Source organism: Bacteroides sp. D22, from assembly GCF_000163675.1.
Taxonomy (GTDB): Bacteria; Bacteroidota; Bacteroidia; order Bacteroidales; family Bacteroidaceae; genus Bacteroides; species Bacteroides xylanisolvens.
On sequence record NZ_GG774803.1, the window covers coordinates 14939 to 35676 of the forward strand.

The 20738-nt window shown below is 38.8% G+C and carries 12 protein-coding genes and 1 pseudogene; 12 read left to right on the plus strand and 1 reads right to left on the minus strand.

Annotated features, from left to right (window positions below; all coding sequences use genetic code 11):
- From HMPREF0106_RS15210 to HMPREF0106_RS15170, 9 genes and pseudogenes are all read left to right on the plus strand, one after another.
- Positions 1-268: pseudogene (locus tag HMPREF0106_RS15210) on the plus strand (ISAs1 family transposase); the annotation flags it as partial.
- Positions 269-481: 213 nt separating this feature from the next.
- A complete protein-coding gene (locus HMPREF0106_RS15205; RefSeq protein ID WP_004316725.1) occupies positions 482-1093 on the plus strand; it encodes an HU family DNA-binding protein in 612 nt (203 codons plus the stop codon).
- 230 nt (positions 1094-1323) lie between these two features.
- Positions 1324-3921 (plus strand): hypothetical protein, encoded by a 2598-nt coding sequence (locus tag HMPREF0106_RS15200; RefSeq protein ID WP_008771138.1) that lies wholly within the window; start codon positions 1324-1326, stop codon positions 3919-3921.
- Positions 3922-4274: 353 nt separating this feature from the next.
- Positions 4275-7403 carry a SusC/RagA family TonB-linked outer membrane protein gene (locus HMPREF0106_RS15195; protein WP_009039675.1) on the plus strand — a complete coding sequence of 1043 codons (3129 nt, stop codon included), beginning with the start codon at positions 4275-4277 and terminating at the stop codon, positions 7401-7403.
- Positions 7404-7409: 6 nt separating this feature from the next.
- Positions 7410-9368 (plus strand): RagB/SusD family nutrient uptake outer membrane protein, encoded by a 1959-nt coding sequence (locus tag HMPREF0106_RS15190; protein ID WP_008645635.1) that lies wholly within the window; start codon positions 7410-7412, stop codon positions 9366-9368.
- Between the two features lie 32 nt (positions 9369-9400).
- A complete protein-coding gene (locus HMPREF0106_RS15185) occupies positions 9401-10093 on the plus strand; it encodes a DUF3823 domain-containing protein (RefSeq protein ID WP_004316720.1) in 693 nt (230 codons plus the stop codon).
- 15 nt (positions 10094-10108) lie between these two features.
- On the plus strand, positions 10109-12346 hold the full coding sequence (locus HMPREF0106_RS15180; protein ID WP_008645637.1) for a GH92 family glycosyl hydrolase: 2238 nt from the start codon (positions 10109-10111) through the stop codon (positions 12344-12346).
- A 30-nt stretch (positions 12347-12376) separates the two neighbouring features.
- On the plus strand, positions 12377-13540 hold the full coding sequence (locus tag HMPREF0106_RS15175; protein WP_004316718.1) for a glycoside hydrolase family 99 protein: 1164 nt from the start codon (positions 12377-12379) through the stop codon (positions 13538-13540).
- A gap of 26 nt (positions 13541-13566) precedes the next feature.
- Complete coding sequence (locus HMPREF0106_RS15170) at positions 13567-14688, plus strand: DUF4972 domain-containing protein (RefSeq protein ID WP_004316715.1); 1122 nt, start codon at positions 13567-13569, stop codon at positions 14686-14688.
- A 179-nt stretch (positions 14689-14867) separates the two neighbouring features.
- Here the strand turns inward: HMPREF0106_RS15170 and HMPREF0106_RS15165 are convergent, their stop codons facing one another.
- Positions 14868-15503, minus strand: coding sequence for a rhomboid family intramembrane serine protease (locus HMPREF0106_RS15165; RefSeq protein WP_032851259.1), 636 nt, complete (start codon positions 15501-15503; stop codon positions 14868-14870).
- 213 nt (positions 15504-15716) lie between these two features.
- Here HMPREF0106_RS15165 and HMPREF0106_RS15160 point away from each other — a divergent pair, with 213 nt between their 5' ends.
- From HMPREF0106_RS15160 to HMPREF0106_RS15150, 3 genes are read left to right on the plus strand one after another with little or no spacing between them, the layout of a single operon-like run.
- On the plus strand, positions 15717-17654 hold the full coding sequence (locus tag HMPREF0106_RS15160; RefSeq protein WP_008019777.1) for a glycogen debranching enzyme N-terminal domain-containing protein: 1938 nt from the start codon (positions 15717-15719) through the stop codon (positions 17652-17654).
- Positions 17655-17670: 16 nt separating this feature from the next.
- Positions 17671-18936 carry a glycosyltransferase family 4 protein gene (locus tag HMPREF0106_RS15155; protein WP_004316709.1) on the plus strand — a complete coding sequence of 422 codons (1266 nt, stop codon included), beginning with the start codon at positions 17671-17673 and terminating at the stop codon, positions 18934-18936.
- A 17-nt stretch (positions 18937-18953) separates the two neighbouring features.
- Complete coding sequence (locus HMPREF0106_RS15150; protein ID WP_009039677.1) at positions 18954-20402, plus strand: glycoside hydrolase family 57 protein; 1449 nt, start codon at positions 18954-18956, stop codon at positions 20400-20402.
- The last annotated feature ends 336 nt before the right edge of the window (positions 20403-20738 follow it).

A 20738-nucleotide genomic window follows, 5' to 3' on the forward strand; every position in this document is an offset into this window, starting at 1 on the left:
TAATACCAAACCGGAGGAGATTGCATCTGCCATCAGACAGCATTGGTCTATTGAGAATAATCTTCATTGGCAATTGGATGTTACCTTTCGAGAAGACTACAGTAAAAAGGTGAAAAATGCAGCCAGAAACTTTTCGGTGGCAACAAAGATGGCACTTACCATACTAAAGAAGGATAAAACAACAAAAGGAAGTATGAATCTGAAAAGACTAAAAGCCGGATGGGATGAAAAATATTTGTCACAACTTTTACAGAACAATAATTTTTAATGCGTCTGCCCTGTTTGACGATTTTACTTATACTTTTCACTAGGGTGAGAAGAGCTTGTCATCGAGGTGAAAAGGGCTTCTCATTCGGGTGATAATGTCTCATCATTTTAGTGAGAGGTTACTGATGTTGGTAATAAACTACAAGGATGTTGGTGAGAAATGGTGAGGATGTCGGTGTCCTTATGAAGGAGAAACTAATATATAACCGTAAAGATGGCAGTACAATTTGAGTTTTATAAGAATCCTGGAACGGGAGAAGAAGGAGAGGAAGAGCAATATCATCCCCGAGTTGTTAACTTCAATTCTGTGAGTACTGAATATTTGGCAGCTGAAATTCATAGAGCTACAACGTTCGGTGAGGCAGAGGTTGAAGGCGTTCTGATGTCATTAAGTCATTTCATGAGCTCTCATCTTAAAAATGGTGAACGTGTACATTTGAAAGGGATAGGATATTTTCAGGTGACGTTGCAGACTACAGAACCGGTATATGATGTTAAGACACGTTCTGATAAAGTTTCTTTCAAAGCTATTCGTTTTCAGGCGGATAAAGAACTCAAAGGTGAATTATATGACATGCATATACAACGTTCGAAATGGAAGTGCCATTCGGCTGTCCTTTCAGAGGAAGAAATTGATCGGCGTTTGACGGAGTTTTTCACTACTCACCAAGTCTTGATTCGGCGTAATTTACAATCCATTTGCCAGTTTACTCAAATTATGGCATCGCGTCATATACAACGTTTGAAAGAACAAGGTAAAATAGAGAATATAGGAACTCGTTTTCAACCGATTTATGTGCCCAGATCCGGGTATTATGGAAAATAAACCATCCCTGATACTGGGTGGAGAGGCGTAAGTAGGGCCGGAAAATCATGATAGGGGGGCTGGATATGGGTATATTGGATGTAGATAAATATTTAATATGTGTCTTTGCATTACTTGAACGTCTCCTGTCATAGTTGCAGATAGATGGGAATTTCTTGTTTGTCATGAAAAGACCTCTGTTATTAAGTTAACCTTATTGTATATAAGTAAAAAGAAAAAATCACGGAACAATGAAACAAAAACGATATTTGTTGATCAGCCTTCTCATTTTCTGCTTGTTTGTAACATTGCAATGGGGCTATGCAAATACTACTATATTGTCCAATTATCGTTATGGACTTACCTTCAAAGCACATACTGTTAATCAGGATCAAAGAACAAGTCTTGATCTGACTCCGGATAGAAGTCTGCATCTGGGTAATAAGTTCTCGCTTAGTTTTGACATTAAGTTGAGAGAGGAATTGCATACTTATGGATATGTGTTTAGAATAATCTCCGACGATACTTCTTCTTGCTTGGATTTTATATCTTATCAACTACGATCCAGATTCAATTTTATATTGAACAAAGGTAGTTCGATTGTTGAGAATGTGGATTTTATAGACAGTACTCAAATAGTAAAGGATGAGTGGATTAAGATAAGGCTTGATTTCACAGAACAGGGGATTAAGATTTCGGTGAATGAGGCTACTCAAATGATGCGTCATTCTTTTAAAGACTTTAACAGTCTAAGTTTCTTATTTGGAAGCAATAGGCATCCAAAGTATTATACGACCGATGTTCCTCCCGTTAGTTTGCGTAACATTGAATTGTATAATCAGGATGGTAGAATAATACGATGCTGGAAGCTGGCCTTGCATAACAGAAAAGGAGAAACAATGGATGAAGTAGAGGCTCAACGTGCAATTGTTCAAAATGGCATTTGGGAAATAGATAGACATTATAACTGGCAGAAAGAGAAATCCCTGAAATTTGATAGTAAGAAGTTTCAATGTCAAAATCTTCAATTAGCTTATGATAGTATAGGTGGTAGGATATTTATGGTACTAAAAGAGAAGGTATTGGTCTACCATGTCGATAATAAACAGGTAGATACTCTATCAGTTGAAAAAGGAGAACCTTATTTTGGAGTATCCAGACAGGTTATTTATTCTGCTGCTACTGACGAGTTGATTTCCTATTCTACTGAACATCCTCTTTTAAGCAAATATAATTTTGCCACGCATGAATGGTCGATTCCTTCTACGTGGGAAGTGGACTCCAGACAGCATCATAATCGTATGATAGATCCGGAAACCAATCATTTGATCCTTTTTGGAGGATATGGACGCCATACTTATAATGCAGATTTTGTGGAAAAAGGTTTGAATGACGGAGATCAATGGCAAATTATTTCTTTGGATTCCTGTATCACTCCTCGGTATTTAAGTGCTATGGGCATTGAGGATAAAGACCACATTCTTATAATGGGCGGGTATGGAAGCTGTTCAGGAAAGCAGGAAGAGTCTCCACAGAATTACTATGATCTTTATCGGTTGAATATCCGGGATAAATCATGTTCTAAAGTGTGGTCTTTTTTTAATGAAGGCGAGCATTTTACGTTTAGTAATTCAATGATAATAGATACTGTCGCTGATAAGTTGTATGCTTTGGTTTATAATAATGATCGTTTCCATACCAATCTCAACTTGTGCAGTTTTGATATTTGTACCTCAAATCCACAATCCAAAATAGTAAGTGATTCTATCGAATATGATTTTCTGGATATTAAGTCTTATTGTGATTTATTTCTTTATCAAGACCAGATGTTGTATGCTTTTGTTGTTCAGGAGAAGATACCGGGTGAGGCAGTTTTAGATGTATATTCTTTAGTATATCCTCCTTTATCGTCAGATGAGATTTATATGGAAAAGAACAAAGATTGTCATTTTTCTACATGGGTTATCTATGGAAGCATTTTAATATGTCTGGTATTCTTCTTCTTCGTTATTGTATATGTCTACAAGAAAAAGAAAAGTAAAACAACTGGAGTTTCGATGACTATTTCCAAAGTGGAATATGGAGAACAAGAGATTGCTAAGCCATCTAACAGAAAAATATCTGCAATTTTACTTCTTGGTGGTTTTCAGGTCTTTGATAAACAAGGGAATAATATAACGGGTGAATTTACGCCTACTCTTAAATTACTTTTTCTTTTCCTATTGCTAAACTCCATCAAAGGTGGAAAGGGAACAACTTCACAAAGATTGGAAGAGACTTTTTGGTTTGATATGAGTAAAACGAGTGCAGCCAACAACCGTAGGGTTAATATCCGTAAACTTCGGCTAATTCTTGAGACGGTCGGGGAAGTACAGATTGTTAATAAAAATGATTATTGGTATATTGATATGGGTAAAGATACCCTATGTGATTATCATCAGGTATGCCAGATCTTAAATGCTTTTGAATTCTATAATTCTTCTAATAAAGAAATGATTGTCAACTTTGTAGAGTTGGCATCTTTGGGGGTGTTGCTGCCTAATGTAAGTACGGAATGGGTGGATGAATATAAATCGGAGTATTCTCATAACGTTATAGAACTACTTCTTTCTATCAGTGTTCGTGAAGAGATTGGGAAAGACAACAAACTATTGCTGAAAATAGCGGATATTATACTGATGCATGACTGTACGGATGAAGATGCTATTCGTATAAAGTGCAGGGCGTTATTTCTGTCTGGACAAAAAGGACTTGCTAAACAATGTTTTGATAAGTATTGTGCTGATTATAACCGTTTATTGAATACTTCTCCCGAATTTACATACGATGATGTGATTTGTGAGAGCTGATAGGTGGAATTTATTTTTTGAATGAAATAAATTTTGCATTAAAAGTGCATTAATGATTTCCCGGAAGTGGCTTTATTGCTTTCGGGTTCTTTTATTTTCTTCATAAGAGGGCAAAATATTTCTATTTTTTTCTCTTTGTTTATCAGGTACTTATATGGAATGTGATAAGAAAAATCATATTATTAATATGAAATTAATGTTGTGATAATGCCTCTCATATACTTTCGCAGTACCAATTAATCGCAAATCTATCGAGTTATGAAGTGTACTGATACCTCTTGAGTAGGTTCATGATTCATAGTGATCTATAATAGATGATTGATTGAACAATATATCAACTTAATTTATAATTTATGAAAGCACGCATTTGCAAAGAGAAGCACTGGAATGTGCATTTAAGGTTCTTTCTTGTGATGATGGGAGACTTACTGTTCTCAGTTTCTGTTCTTGCCCAAAGTAACCTGATAACGGGTAAAGTTATAGACAACGCCAGCGAACCGATTATTGGAGCCAGTATTCAATCTTCTGTGGTCGGGAAGGGAACTATCTCTAATATGAATGGAGATTTTTCCATTGAGGTTCCTGTCGGGACGGAATTAACTATTAGTTTTCTTGGTTACCGCACTCAAAAAATAAAAGTGTCTGATATGCGGTCTTTAGTTATCAAATTGCTGGAAGATACACAGGCGTTGGATGAAGTGGTAGTGGTAGGTTATGGAGTTCAGAAAAAAGAGAGTTTGACGGGTGCTATTTCTAATATTAAAAATGATGAGATTATTAAAACGAAAGCTACCAGTCTGGCACAATCACTTGAAGGGAAAGTCTCGGGATTGAAGATACGGCAGAATGACGGTGAACCGGGACAATTTCGTTCCGATATCAATATCCGTGGTTTGGGTACTCCGCTTTTCATTATTGATGGGATTGTCAGAGATGGGGCTAATGAGTTTCAGCGTCTTAATCCGGATGATATAGAAAGCATTTCTTTCCTGAAAGATGGTACTGCAGCTATTTATGGTATGAATTCGGCTAATGGAGCCATTGTTGTAACAACAAAAAAAGGATATAAAGGAAAAGCGAAAATATCCTTGTCGGCTAATTGGGGATGGTCTAAACCGACTAATATTCCTAGGATGGCAAACGCAGCTCAATATATGGAGCTTAGAAATGATGCTGCAATATTAGGAGAAGGTAATCCATTGGTTACAAAAGAAGAACTGGAATTATGGAAGACGGGTGCTTCTGGATATGCCAGTACTGATTTATACGATCATGTGATTAAGAATAGTTCTATTCAACAGCAATATACTTTGTCCTTGCAAGGAGGTTCGGATATTGTCTCATACTTTGGTAGTTTTAGCTATGCATCTGATGAAGGGTTGTTGAAATCCGGTGTTTTGGGATATGAGAAATTTACTTTTCGTTCGAATACTGATATAAAAATAGCTAAAGGATTGACCGCAGGAGTTAATTTGGCAGGTAGATATGATAAGACCAGCCAGCCATGGAACTCTTTCTATGAGATCTTCAAGCAGACCCGTGTGAATGTGCCGACTGTGCCTGCGTATGCCAATAACAATCCGGACTATTTGGCAACTCAAAGTATGGGAATTAATCCCATTGCTTTGGCGGATGCGGATATGACAGGTTATCATTATTATTATAATAAAAACTTTCAATCGACATTCACTTTAAAATATGAAGTACCGTTTGTGCAGGGATTATCTATACAAGGGCAATTAGGCTATGATTATAATCACAATAAACATAAAGGATTGAGAAAGAAGTTTTCTACTTATACATACGCTATCGAAACGGATGAATATATAGAGAATGAATACAATAATCCTTCTATGATACAAGTGAATAATAACGAAGCGAGCAGGCTTGACATGCAAGCACAAATCAGTTACAATAGGTTGTTTAATGATACACATAATGTAAGTGCTACATTGGTTTATGAAAGGAGACAGGAAAAAAGCGATTGGTCGAATATAGAACGTAAGTTTGATTTATTGACTTATGATGAAGTAGATTATGCCGGATTGAAAGATGCTGTTTCAGGGGGGATGTCCAACGAACAGGCTTTTATCTCGTATGTCGGTCGGTTTAACTATGATTACAAAGGAAGGTATTTATTAGAATTAGGATTCAGAAATGATGGTTCTTACCGCTATGCTCCTGGTAGCAGATGGGCTTTTTTCCCTATGGGGTCTATTGGTTGGCGTTTGTCGGAAGAGAAGTTTTTGAAGGAAAAGTTGGGCTTTCTTGATAATCTGAAGATCAGGGCTTCATACGGGGAGTCCGGACAGGATGCAGGTGATCCGTTCCAATATGTGTCGGGGTATAATCTTAATGTTGGTATTTATGAATTTAATGACGGAACTACCACTTCGGGCATTTCTGCTCCCTCTATTACGAATACGAATTTAACTTGGTATAAAGCTAAGTTACTTGATATAGGATTCGATCTTTCTATATTCAAAGGATTATTCTCTTTGGAGTTCGACTTATACCAAAGAAAAAGAAGCGGATTGTTAGCTACAAGAGTGGTGGCATTACCTAATACATTTGGTTCGCAACTGCCACAGGAAAATTTGAATAGTGATTTGACGAGGGGTATTGACATAACGCTCGGGCATACTAATAAGATCAGAAATTTTTCTTATAGCGTCAAAGCGAATATGAACTTAGCCCGCACCCGGATGGAGCATGTAGAAAGAGGACCTTTCACCAGTAGCATGGATCGTTGGAGAAATCAGTCTTCCGGACGTTGGAATGATTTCACATGGGGGTATCAAACTAATGGGCAATTCCAGACTACAGAGGAAATAAAATATGCTCCTGTTCAGGATGGAGAGTTGGGAAATAGCAAGGAACTGCCGGGGGATTACCGTTATGTAGATGCTAATGGTGACGGTATTATCGATGATAATGATAGAATGCCTCTCTTTTGGTCAGGTACTCCACTGATTCATTATGGCTTTAATTTGGAGGCTTCTTGGAAAAATTTCGATATCTACGCTTTGCTTCAGGGAGCGGGAATGTATACTGTCCAGTTTTCAGAGGTTTATGCCGAGGTACTGTGGTCAAAAGGAGCGAATACTCCAGCCTATTTCTATGACAGATGGCGCAAAGAAGACCCTTACAATCCGAATAGTAAATGGGTTGCCGGGAAATGGCCTGCTACCCGTTTAATACAGGATACTGGAGCTATGTATAAAGAGAGTAATATCTGGCGTCGTGATGCTTCTTATTTAAGACTCAAAACTTTGGAACTGGGTTATACATTGCCAGACAGTATTTTGAGAAAGAGTGGTATTAGTAATATACGATTCTATATTAATGGCTATAATCTTTTAACCTTCTGTGATTCTTTTGTGAAAGCGTTTGATCCGGAAAAGGTGGAAGGCTCTTATAGTGCTGGAATGAATTATCCTCTGACTAAAAGTTTTAATATTGGTTTTACTGCTAATTTCTGATAGATTATGAAATATAAGATTATACTATTGCTGAATATGGCTCTTCTTTTTGCAGGATGTACGGATATTCTGGATATAGAGCCTAATAATAAGGTGGTTGCAGACAAAGTCCTGACTACTGAAGAGGGGATTGCGATGCACATGGCAAATCTTTACGGCCGTCTTCCTATCGAGGACTTCTCTTATGCGATTGATAAGGGCTTTAATTTGGGAATTGGGAATACTGATCCGAATAATGGTGGACGGGCTGCTGCTATGTACTGTGACGAAGCGATGCATTCTGAATTCGACGAATGGGGAAGTGAAGGATTTAATTTTTGGGAAAGATATACGGATGATAAAGGTTTGTATAATGCTTCTGTTGGTATTTACACATTGATAAGGGATATTAATAACCTGTTGGAAACGATTCCTACGTTGAATACTTCCAATAATAAAAAAACATTATTGGAGGGTGAAGCTGCTTTTCTACGTGCATATACATATTTTGCTTTGGCAAAGCGGTATGGTGGAGTTTCGATTATCAAGAAAGTTCAGGTGTATAATGGAGATGTAGAAGAATTGAAAGTGCCCCGCAGCACAGAAAAGGATACATGGGATTTTATCTTGAGCGATTGTGATGACGCTATCCGGAAACTAAGTGAGTCTTCAGAAGATACTCGTCGTGCTAATAAATGGATTGCATTGGCACTGAAGTCTCGGGCAGCTTTATATGCAGCTTCGATTGCCAAATATACTCATGAGCCTTATGTGGGTCTGTCGGGGCCGGCTGTAGAACAGAAACTTGTGGGTATTGATGCTTCGGAAGCAGATCGTTATTATGAAATCTGTATGCAGTCGTCTGATGAAATAATGAAGAGTGGGTTGTATGGTTTATATGGTGCAGAGCCTCAAAGCAGAGACGAAGCTATCGTAAATTATAAAAAACTGTTTGAGGATCCAAACAGTGTATTGAATGGAACGAAGGAACCTATTTTTATTAAAGGATATACATCTGGTACCCAACTTGCACACAATTATGATATTTGGTATCGTCCTAATCAGGTAGCAAACGGCTGGCCGCATCCGGGACGTATGAATCCTTCGTTAGATCTGGCCGATATTTATGAAGATTATACGGATGACGGGCAAGGATTAAGTAAGCCTATCCGTACTCGTGTGGATAATAATGAAATTTTTTCTGGTTTTGACAGAAATGCTAACTATTATTCTTATCCAATGGATGCTCCTTATGAAATATTCAATGATAAGGATATTCGTATGTGGGCTACTATGATTCTTCCGGGTACGCAATGGAAAGGACAGAAAATCATTATTCAGGGAGGATTTATTCGTCCCGATGGAAGTTATGTGTTCAGAACAGATGCCAGTACTCAGGGGAAAGATGGAAAGACCTACTATTCGTTTGGTGCGCAGGATCAGAAAATGTATTCGGGATTTAGTTCTGTTGGTGGTAACTACACCCGTTCTGGTTTTCTTCTTCGCAAATTCTTGCAGGAAAGTAAAGACGTGACTTCTGAGTGGAATAAGGGATTTACAGACTGGATCGAATTTCGTTATGCTGAGATTCTGATGAATTATGCGGAAGCATCCATAGAACATTCGTCTGCAACGGGTGAACAGCTGAAAAAAGGAAAAAAAGCGCTTAATGCTGTTAGAAAGCGAGCTGCACACAAAGACGAAATTCCATTAACAATAGAGAATGTACGTAAAGAGCGTTTTGTTGAATTTGCTTTTGAGAATAGACGCAGATGGGATCTGATTCGTTGGAGGATATTTCATAAGGAATATGAGAACCGAATAAAGAAGTCCTTAGTTCCGTTCCTCGATTTAAGAGGAGAAACTCCTAAATACATCTTTGTACGCATGGATGCTCCTGGAGTGAACAAACATTCGTTTGATTATTCCTGGTACTATCAGGATATTCCTGGTACCGGTAGCAACGGACTTGTTCAGAATCCTTGATATATCAAAACTTTACTTTAAAGACAGAAAATATGAAAGCAACTTTTTATTTATTGACAATAATATTCTTTTCCATATGTTTTGTAGCATGTGAAAAGGACAATCTGGATATAGCCCCAAATGCTACATTCGGTGGGGAAATCCGGGATATGGAGACAGGTGAGTTGGTGGAGCAAGAGATAATCAGAGGTTCGCAGATTTATTTTATTGAACTCGGATGGGACAATCCTCCTGTTCAGGCAATGGCTGTTAAAAATGACGGAACATTCCAAAATAATCTCATGTTTGCGGGCGATTACAAAATAATTCTGAATAAGGGGAATTATATTCCTCAAGATACGATTGATTTTAGAATTAATAAAGGAAAGAATTATAAGGTGTTTGAGGTTCTGCCTTACATACGTATCGTGAATCCTGATATTAGATATAAAGGTAATAAAGTAGTAGCAAAATTCAGTTTACAGCAATATACGGTAGATCCGGTAAAGACAATCGCTCTATTTGCACATACAGAGTCCCATGTAAGTAGTAATATCCAGACAGCTAAAGTGAGTAGTGAAATAAATACTGCTGTATCACCTTTGACGGAGTACGAATTGAGCATGGATTTGAGCCAGACTACTGGAATTGAACGGGAACATAGTTATTTTTTCAGAATCGGAGCATTGAGCAGTACGTCGGAAGCTAAATATAATTATTCTCCTGCAGTAGAAATCGACTTATAAAGGAATAGGACATTTATGAAAAGAAAAATACAAGATTGCCTTGCATACAGACTGTTTTTGTTGTTACCGCTTTTCTCGTTTGGAGGATGTGTGGAGATAAAAGCTCCTGTTGATTACGTAAATCCATATATGGGAAATATTAGTCACTTGTTGGTACCGACTTATCCGACTGTCCATTTACCTAACAGTATGTTACGAATATATCCTCAAAGGGAGGATTATACAAGTAATAAATTGAAGGGATTACCTGTGATAGTGACAAGTCATAGAGGAAATTCGGCCTTCTCTATCAATCCGTTCAATAGCTTTTGTGATAGTTTAGAGAAGGGTAGTAGGTCTTCTTTTATATTGTATAATTACGATAATGAAAAGATCAAGCCTTATTATTACAGTGTTTTTTTGAGTGACTATGATATAGAGGTAAAATATGTCCCTTCTCATCAGTCGGCTTTATATCAATTAGATTTCCGGGCAGGGCAACCTGGGCTTTTGATCGGGGCGACAAATGGAGAGTTGCATGTAGAGAAAAACAAAGTTTTTGGTTATCAGCAAATCGGTTCCTATGAGACAAGAGTGTATCTTTATCTGGAAACGGACGTGGTTCCTTTACAAACGGAAGAAGGAAATACTGTCGTAATGAAATTTCCAGAGAATGATAAAAGGATTAATCTTCGTTATGGAATCTCTTTTATAAGTGTAGATCAGGCGAAAAAAAATATGGAACGCGAAGTGGCTGGAAAGGATTTGGAAACTCTTACACGAACAGGTAGAACTATTTGGAATGATGCTCTTGGAAAGATTCAGGTAAAGGGAAACTGTGAGGATAGTAAGACTATATTCTATACTTCTTTATACAGAACATATGAACGAATGGTTTGTCTTTCTGAAGATGGACAGTATTATAGTGCTTTTGACAATCAGGTTCATCAGGATAGCGGTGTTCCTTTTTATACTGATGATTGGATCTGGGATACGTATAGAGCTACCCATCCATTGAGAATATTACTGGAACCGGAACGCGAGAAATATATGATTCAGTCTTTTATCCGGATGGCTGGTCAGATGAAACATTTTTGGATGCCTACTTTTCCGGAGATAACAGGTGATAGCCGACGGATGAATTCAAATCATGGGGTGGCTACTGTACTTGACGCTTATGTAAAAGGAATTACGGATTTCGATTTAAAGGAAGCATATCGTGCTTGTAGAAATGCTATCACTGAAAAGACATTAGCACCGTGGTCGGATATGGAAGCCGGAAAGCTAGATTCTTTTTATGTGTCAAACGGATATTTTCCGGCGTTAGCTTCTGGTGAAGAGGAAGTTGTTTCCGAAGTACATAGTTTTGAGAAAAGGCAAGCTGTTGCTGTGACATTAGGTACAGTGTACGATGAATGGTGTCTGGCACAAATAGCCAGACTGCTGGATAATAAAGAGGATTACAATTACTTTTTGCAAAGAAGTTTGAACTATCATCAATTGTTTAATGCAGAAACAAAATTTTTTCATCCTAAAGATAGTGAAGGAAATTTTATCACTCCGTTTGATTATCGTTATTCCGGTGGAATGGGTGGAAGGGATTATTATGGCGAAAATAATGGATGGGTTTATCGTTGGGATGTCCCCCATAATGTAGCGGATCTTATCAAACTGATGGGAGGGAAAGAGGCGTTTGTTGATGAGCTGGAAAAGATGTTTGATACTCCTTTAGGAAAAAGCAAGTATGAATTTTTCTCCCGTTTTCCTGATCATACAGGTAATGTCGGACAGTTTTCTATGGCAAATGAACCTTGTTTACATATTCCTTACTTATATAACTATGCCAATAAACCCTGGATGACCCAGAAAAAGATTAGGGCATTACTGGAGGAATGGTTTAGAAATGATTTGATGGGGATGCCGGGAGATGAGGATGGTGGTGGCATGAGTGCATTTATTGTCTTCTCGCAGCTGGGTTTTTATCCGGTTACGCCAGGATTACCTATATATGTCATTGGAAGTCCGGTGTTTGAACGGGCAAAAATTCAGTTGAGTGATGACAAAACCTTTGAAGTATATTGCCATAATTATTCGCCGAAACATAAATACATTCAATCGGTTAAGCTGGATGGAGTGGAATGGGATAAATCTTGGTTTAGTCATGAGGAACTGATGAAGGGAAATAAATTAGAAGTAACGATGGGGGCCTATCCCAATAAGGAGTGGGCGTCTCAAGACCAGTCTGTCCCCCCTTCATTTGAAATGAGAAAATAAAGAATATGAATAATTAAAATTAAATCAATTATGATGCAGAGACTCTTTTTTATGATGATTTTTTTCTTGTCACTTTCATTGGAAAGTTGTAGCAAAGAAGATGATAATAATCCTTCTAATTCGGAGAATAACGGAGGAAATAATAATTTAGGTACAGAGTTGGATTATGATACTTTCTGCTTTTATTATGATTGGTATGGAAGTGAGGCTATTGACGGTCAATATAGACATTGGGCCCATGCTATAGCACCCGATCCTAATGGTGGATCCGGTCAGAATCCGGGGACCATTCCGGGTACACAGGAGAGTATAGCCAGTAATTTTTATCCTCAATTAGGAAGATATAGTAGTAGTGATCCTAATATTTTGACCAAACATATGGATATGTTTGTTATGGCGCGTACCGGAGTGCTGGCACTTACCTGGTGGAATGAACAGGATGAGACTGAAGCCAAGAGAATCGGTCTTATACTGGATGCAGCAGATAAGAAAAAAATAAAAGTATGTTTTCACTTGGAGCCATATCCCAGCAGAAATGTGCAGAATCTCCGGGAGAACATAGTTAAATTGATAACGAGGTATGGAAATCACCCGGCCTTCTACAGAAAGGATGGCAAACCTTTGTTTTTTATTTATGACTCTTATTTAATCGAACCTAGTGAATGGGAAAAGTTATTAAGTCCTGGTGGTTCCATTACAATCAGAAATACAGCCTATGATGCTTTGATGATTGGATTATGGACTTCTAGTCCGACAGTGCAACGGCCTTTTATTTTGAATGCTCATTTTGATGGTTTCTATACATATTTTGCAGCTACCGGGTTCACGTATGGTTCTACCCCGACTAATTGGGTAAGTATGCAAAAATGGGCAAAGGAAAATGGTAAGATATTTATTCCAAGTGTGGGTCCCGGATATATAGACACACGTATACGTCCTTGGAATGGTTCGGTAATCCGGACTAGAACGGATGGGCAGTATTATGACGCTATGTATCGAAAGGCCATTGAAGCTGGGGTTTCGGCTATTTCTATTACCTCCTTTAATGAATGGCATGAAGGGAGCCAGATAGAACCGGCTGTGCCTTACACAAGTTCCGAGTTTACTTATTTGGATTATGAGAACCGTGAACCTGATTATTATCTCACCCGCACTGCGTACTGGGTTGGGAAATTTAGAGAAAGCAAACAGTAATCATATTTATTAATAAAAAATAAACCATGAAAAAAGTCACAAAAGTAAAGATGTTGTTAATAATGCTATGTGCATTGTTTATATCAGTATGTTCTATTTCTTGTTCTGATGACGACGATAATGTGCTAAAGGTAGACACAGTAGCTTTTATAAGCCAACTGACTGATTATCAAAATCAGCTGGAAACATTGAGGGATGGATCGCAGTATGGAAATAAGACGGGAATGTATCCGGAAGAGAGCAGGGATATACTTGAACTGGTATTAATCCAGATAAAAAAGAGCATCCGGCAAATTGAAAACGGAGAAGAGACTAATCCTTCACAGGAGAAAGTGGATGAATTGATTCAGGCTGCTAAAAAAGCGATGGAGGATTTTAAAGCAACTGTGATTATAGAATATGTTTCTGTAGCTGCAGAATTGTATGTAGACGGACAAAATGACGGGTATATTGATTTTGGAGCAAGTGAGAACTATTCTAAGTTTGGTAATACTGGTGAACAAGTTTTCACTGTTGAGTTGTGGGTGAAGTTGAAATATACTTCCGGTTTTGGTAGTGTGGTGGATGTCTTTATCGAAGATGGTACCGGACATTATAGAAAAGGATGGGTAATTAATAACTTTGATAATAAGAGACTACGTATGTCGTTGGGAATGGATAATTGGGGATTGTTGGAACCTGGCATTGATTTCAGTACGACAGAGAAATGGGTTCATTTTGCAGCAGTTATTAACGAGAAAGGAGTTGATGGAGATGTTAATTCAGAAGGAAAACCTATTGTTGTAAAAGTGTATATGAATGGCGAATTGAAGGATCAGGCGACAGGGCTTGATGGTAATCCTTATAATCCGAATGATTTGGGAACATCTATGATTGCTTTTAGACATATGGGGGGGAATCTTGGTATGACAAATGACTGGAAACTATCTGGATATATCAAACATTTCCATCTTTGGAAATCTGCCAAGTCACAGGGAGAAATTAAAAAGCTGATGAATGAGGAAATTAGGGTTACAGGACAGGAAGATGATTTAGTTTGTGGATGGGAGTTTGATGCAACAGTGGAGGATGATACTAATATACCTGATTTGACAGGCAAATATTCTGCTAAGTTGCTTGGAGAGTATAAGTGGATTCCTTTGGAATAAAAGATTCTTTATCTGCTTCCTTTGGTAGGGCAGAAGCTTTTTGAGGCTGTCAGAAGTTTGGATTTACTATGTTTGGGATATTTTGTCTCTAATCAATCAGATAGTAAAACAGGCTTTTGACAGCTTTACTTTTATTTGATAAATTAAATGTGGTCTGTTTACTCTGCTATTTCAGCCCTTTAAGGGCTTTTTCCCTTCTCTTCTTCATTATTTTCCTCTTCCGTTTCATCTGCAAAAGGTTCCGGCCGTTGCGGTCCGTGATTTACGAAAACGAAAGCGCAGAGCGTTCCCATAATTCCTCCGCTAAGATGTCCTTCCCATGACATATTGGTAGGGGAGAAATAAGGAAACATATGCCATATAATTCCTCCATATAAAAAGGTGACAAGTAAAGAGATGGCAATGAGTGGAACATATTTGCGGAGAATACCACTGAAAAAGAGAAAGAAGGCAAAGCCATAGATCAGTCCGCTGGCACCGATGTGCCATCCCGGTTTTCCGATCAGGAAAGTAAGTAGTCCGCTTCCGAGCCAAATGAGAATAAAAATTTTACCGGCTATTCCCCGGTAAAAGTAAAAAAGACACCATGACAAGAAGAATAAAGGGATTGTATTTGCTAATAAATGACTGAACCCGCTGTGTATCAGCGGATGGGTTAAAATGCCGGTCAGTCCCCGTTTCTCCATAGGATATACCCCCAAGCGAGAGAAGTCCCAGTCCATTCCGACTTCCATAATCTTGAGTATATAGAGAATAAAAATAAGGAACAAAGGCTTTGCTGCAGCCAGCATGATACGCTGAATATCTTGCTTCATGACATTCTTTTCTTTAGATATTTTACGCAATACTACGAATATTTGCACAAAATCTGAAAATAAAAAGCCTTTTTATTTTTGTTTTTATCTATAATTTGTACATTTGGGCGTTATACCTATTGTATATGCTGCTATAGCCAATATACACGGTATGTAACAATAAATAGATATACGATATAATGACCAATAATTAACCTTTAATAATGCACAACTATGAGTTATTTACGATTTGACAAGACCCTCATGACGAATCTGGAAGAATCTCTTCAGAGAGAAATCCTCCGGACGAACAAAGCAGGAGCTTATCATTGTACGACGATTGTTGATTGTAACACACGCAAATATCACGGCCTGTTGGTAATTCCAGTTCCCAATCTCGACGATGAAAATCATGTGCTGCTATCTTCTCTTGATGAAACGGTAATTCAACACGGTGCGGAGTTTAACTTGGGGTTGCACAAATATCAGGGAAACAACTTTAGTCCTAACGGACACAAGTATATCCGTGAGTTTGACTGTGAGCATATCCCGGCAACGACTTACCGTGTCGGAGGTGTAATCCTCCGCAAAGAAAAAATCTTTGTACATCATGAAAATAGAATCCTGATTCGTTATACTTTACTTGATGCGCATTCGGCTACAACCCTGCGCTTCCGGCCGTTCCTTGCTTTCAGAAGTGTACGTGAGTACACTCACGAAAACCCACAGGCAAGCCGCGAGTATCAACTGGTGGAAAATGGTATTAAAACCTGTATGTATCCCGGTTATCCGGAACTTTATATGCAGTTGAATAAAAAGTGTGAATTTCATTTCATGCCCGACTGGTATCGGGGGATTGAATACCCCAAAGAACAGGAACGTGGATATGACTTCAATGAAGACCTTTATGTTCCCGGTTATTTCGAAGTGGATATAAAGAAAGGAGAGAGTATTGTATTCTCTGCCGGAACTTCAGAAGTAACTCCTCGTAGACTGAAACAAACATTTGAGGCTGAAGTAGCTGATCGTACCCCACGTGATAGCTTTTACCACTGTCTGAAAAATTCCGCTCATCAGTTCCATAACCAACAGGAAGATGAACATTATATTCTTGCCGGTTATCCGTGGTTTAAATGCCGTGCTCGTGATATGTTTATCGCCTTGCCTGGATTGACGCTTGCGCTTGATGAGATCGACCAGTTTGAGGATGTGATGAAAACGGCGGAAAAGGCGATTCGTAATTTTATTAATGAAGAACCTGTTGGATACAAAATTTATGAAATGGAGCATCCTGACGTTTTGCTTTGGGCTGTCTGGGCTATGCAGCAATATGCCAAAGAGACTTCCCGCGAACAATGCCGTCAGAAATATGGAGAGCTTCTGAAAGATATTATGGAGTTTATCCGTCAGCGAAGACATGAGAATCTTTTCTTGCATGACAATGGATTACTTTTTGCCAATGGTACGGATAAAGCGATTACATGGATGAATTCTACTGTGAACGGGCATCCGGTGATTCCTCGTACTGGATATATTGTTGAATTTAATGCGTTATGGTATAATGCACTGCGTTTTATCGCTGATTTGGTGCGTGAAGGTGGTGATGTGTACTTGGCAGATGAACTTGATGCACAGGCAGAAGTGACAGGAAAATCTTTTGTCGAGGTATTCCGTAATGAATATGGTTATTTGCTTGATTACGTAGACGGTAATATGATGGACTGGAGTGTACGTCCTAATATGATATTTACCGTAGCGTTTGATTATTCTCCTTTGGATCGTGCGCAAAAGAAACAGGTGCTCGATATTGTGACCAAAGAGCTGCTCACTCCGAAAGGAATTCGTTCGTTGAGTCCGAAGAGCGGTGGATATAATCCGAACTATGTAGGTCCGCAGATACAACGGGATTATGCTTATCATCAGGGAACTGCTTGGCCTTGGTTGATGGGATTCTATCTGGAAGCTTATCTTCGAATTTATAAGATGAGCGGGTTGTCATTCGTTGAACGTCAGCTGATTAGTTATGATGATGAGATGACAAGCCACTGCGTTGGTTCCATTCCCGAGTTGTTTGATGGGAACCCGCCCTTCAAAGGACGTGGCGCAGTATCGTTCGCGATGAATGTAGCAGAAATACTGCGTGTCTTAAAGCTACTGTCTAAGTATTATTAAAAAAGGAGGAACGAAGATGAAAGTTTTAATGTTTGGATGGGAATTCCCTCCCAAAATATATGGTGGTCTTGCGGTTGCTTCTTATGGAATAACTAAAGGATTGAGTCTGCAAGGTGATATGGAGACGATTTTCTGTATGCCTAAACCTAGCGGCGAAGAAGAGAAGTTCTTGAAAATAATCGGTATGAATCAAGTACCCATCGTGTGGCGTGATGTTCACTATGACTACTTGAAATCACGTTTGTTGGAGATGACACCGGAAGAATATTACTCTTTCCGCGACCATATCTATGCCGATTTTTCTTATATGCATGTGAATGATTTGGGATGTATGGAATTTGCAGGTGGTTATCCCGGGAACTTGCACGAAGAAATTAATAATTTCTCGATCATTGCCGGAGTAGTAGCCCGTCAGCAGGAGTTTGATATCATTCATGCGCATGACTGGCTGACTTACCCTGCCGGAGTACATGCCAAAATGGTTAGCGGAAAGCCGCTTTGCATCCATGTGCATGCTACGGATTTTGACCGTTCTCGTGGCAAAGTCAATCCTACTGTTTATTCGATTGAGAAGAATGGTATGGATCATGCCGATTGTATCATGTGCGTATCCGAGCTTACTCGTCGCACTGTTATTAACGAGTATCATCAGGACCCCAGAAAGGTATTTGCAATGCATAATGCTGTTTATCCATTGTCGCAGGAACTGCTGGATATTCCGCGTCCCGATCACTCAAAAGAAAAGGTGGTCACTTTCCTCGGACGTATTACGATGCAGAAAGGACCGGAATATTTTGTAGAAGCTGCTGCGCTTGTATTGCAGCGTACTCGTAATATTCGTTTTGTAATGGCGGGGTCGGGCGATATGTTGAATGCCATGATTAACTTGGTTGCTGAACGTGGTATTGCCGATCGATTCCACTTCCCGGGCTTCATGAAAGGTAGACAGGTATATGAGGTTTATAAGAACAGTGATGTATTTGTCATGCCGTCTGTCTCTGAACCTTTCGGTATCGCTCCGCTGGAAGCTATGCAGTGTGGAACACCTTCCATCATTTCTAAGCAATCTGGATGTGGCGAGATTCTTGATAAGGTGATAAAAACTGACTATTGGGATATTCATGCGATGGCTGACGCTATCCATTCTCTGTGTACCAATCCGTCTCTTTTCGAATATCTCAAAGAAGAGGGAAAGAAGGAAGTAGATGGGATTACGTGGGAAAAAGTCGGCTTGAGAATCCGTGCTCTCTACGAGTCTGTGTTAAGAAACTATGGTAAATAACAAAACAATAAATAAAAATGAGAACTATCTGTCTTTATTTTGAAATACATCAAATTATCCATTTGAAACGTTATCGTTTCTTCGATATTGGTAATGACCATTATTATTATGATGATTATGCCAACGAAACGGGTATGAATGAGGTCGCTGAACGTTCGTATATTCCTGCTCTCAATACATTGATTGAGATGGCGAAAAACTCGGGGGGGGCTTTTAAAGTAGCGCTTTCTATCTCGGGAGTAGCCTTGGAACAATTGGAAATTCATGCTCCGGCAGTCATTGATTTATTGCACCAGTTGAATGAAACTGGGTGTTGCGAGTTCTTATGTGAGCCTTATTCTCATGGCTTGTCTTCACTGGCCAACGAGGATTGCTTCCGTGAAGAAGTACTTCGTCAACGTGATAAGATGAAACAGATGTTTGGTAAAGAACCGAAAGTGTTCCGCAATTCTAGTCTGATTTATTCTGATGAAATTGGTGGATTGGTAGCTTCTATGGGCTTCAAAGGGATGTTGACGGAAGGTGCTAAACATGTGTTGGGATGGAAGAGCCCGCATTATGTTTATCACTGTAATCAGGCTCCAAGTCTTAAGCTCTTGTTGCGGGATTTCAAACTCTCTGACGACATCAGTTTGCGTTTCTCTAATTCAGATTGGGCGGAATATCCTTTGTTTGCCGATAAGTATATTAATTGGATCGATGCATTGCCACAAGAAGAACAAGTCATCAATATCTTTATGGAATTGAGTGCACTTGGTATGGCTCAACCGTTATCTTCCAATATTCTTGAATTCATGAAGGCACTGCCTGAATGTGCAAAAGCTAAGGGAATCACGTTCTCTACACCGACGGAAATCGTAACGAAGCTGAAATCAGTGTCGCAGCTTGATGTTGCATATCCGATGTCATGGGTGGATGAAGAAAGAGATACTAGTTGTTGGCTGGGTAATGTTATGCAACGTGAGGCTTTCAATAAACTGTATAGTGTAGCCGAACGTGTTCATTTATGTGATGATCGTCGTATTAAGCAGGATTGGGATTACTTGCAGGCCAGCAATAACTTCCGTTTTATGACAACGAAGAACAATGGGATGTGGTTGAACCGTGGTATCTATGATTCTCCTTATGATGCTTTCACCAACTATATGAATATTTTGGGTGACTTTATCAAACGGGTAGATGCACTGTATCCTGTTGATGTAGACAGTGAAGAACTAAATTCTTTGTTGACTACCATTAAGAATCAGGGGGATGAGATTACTGAATTGGAAAAGGTATTGGCTAAATTACAGGCAAAAGTAGAAGCGGCAAAGAAAACGGCGGTAAAAAAGGCTACTAATGCTAAAGAGCCGGTAGTGAAAGAGGTCCCTGCTACTAAATCAAAACCTGCTGCAAAGAAAGTAAAGAAAGCAACAGCCGAGTCGAAGAAGTCTACGGGGAAAGCTAAAAAGGCTGCTGTTAAATAAGAAGTATAAGAATCTATTATATGGAACCGTGAGTGAGATAAAATCAAACTCACGGTTTTTATTATGGATTAAGTTAAGATCTTTGTAGGAGAATATACTTTTGTAAGATAGTAATAACGCTATCCGATAGAAATAGTGACGCTATATGGTGACGATACCGTTAATATCCTAAGCATATACCGTCACTATTTCTTCTATATTAATCAGGAATCTTAGGCTTATTTATAACTATAACGTACGCTAGCAAAGATTGCTGTTTGAGCGGTTTTATTATGGAATTATTTTATCTGACTTCTCTATAAATATATTATAAAGCAATAGCGCAAGTTACATTGA

Coding starts and splice junctions, on each gene's coding strand:
- HMPREF0106_RS15195 (WP_009039675.1), top strand. CDS start 4,275: ATGAAAGCACGCATTTGCAAAGAGAAGCACTGGAATGTGCATTTAAGG.
- HMPREF0106_RS15185 (WP_004316720.1), top strand. CDS start 9,401: ATGAAAGCAACTTTTTATTTATTGACAATAATATTCTTTTCCATATGT.
- HMPREF0106_RS15205 (WP_004316725.1), top strand. CDS start 482: ATGGCAGTACAATTTGAGTTTTATAAGAATCCTGGAACGGGAGAAGAA.
- HMPREF0106_RS15150 (WP_009039677.1), top strand. CDS start 18,954: ATGAGAACTATCTGTCTTTATTTTGAAATACATCAAATTATCCATTTG.
- HMPREF0106_RS15170 (WP_004316715.1), top strand. CDS start 13,567: ATGAAAAAAGTCACAAAAGTAAAGATGTTGTTAATAATGCTATGTGCA.
- HMPREF0106_RS15200 (WP_008771138.1), top strand. CDS start 1,324: ATGAAACAAAAACGATATTTGTTGATCAGCCTTCTCATTTTCTGCTTG.
- HMPREF0106_RS15175 (WP_004316718.1), top strand. CDS start 12,377: ATGATGCAGAGACTCTTTTTTATGATGATTTTTTTCTTGTCACTTTCA.
- HMPREF0106_RS15190 (WP_008645635.1), top strand. CDS start 7,410: ATGAAATATAAGATTATACTATTGCTGAATATGGCTCTTCTTTTTGCA.
- HMPREF0106_RS15155 (WP_004316709.1), top strand. CDS start 17,671: ATGAAAGTTTTAATGTTTGGATGGGAATTCCCTCCCAAAATATATGGT.
- HMPREF0106_RS15165 (WP_032851259.1), bottom strand. CDS start 15,503: ATGAAGCAAGATATTCAGCGTATCATGCTGGCTGCAGCAAAGCCTTTG.
- HMPREF0106_RS15180 (WP_008645637.1), top strand. CDS start 10,109: ATGAAAAGAAAAATACAAGATTGCCTTGCATACAGACTGTTTTTGTTG.
- HMPREF0106_RS15160 (WP_008019777.1), top strand. CDS start 15,717: ATGAGTTATTTACGATTTGACAAGACCCTCATGACGAATCTGGAAGAA.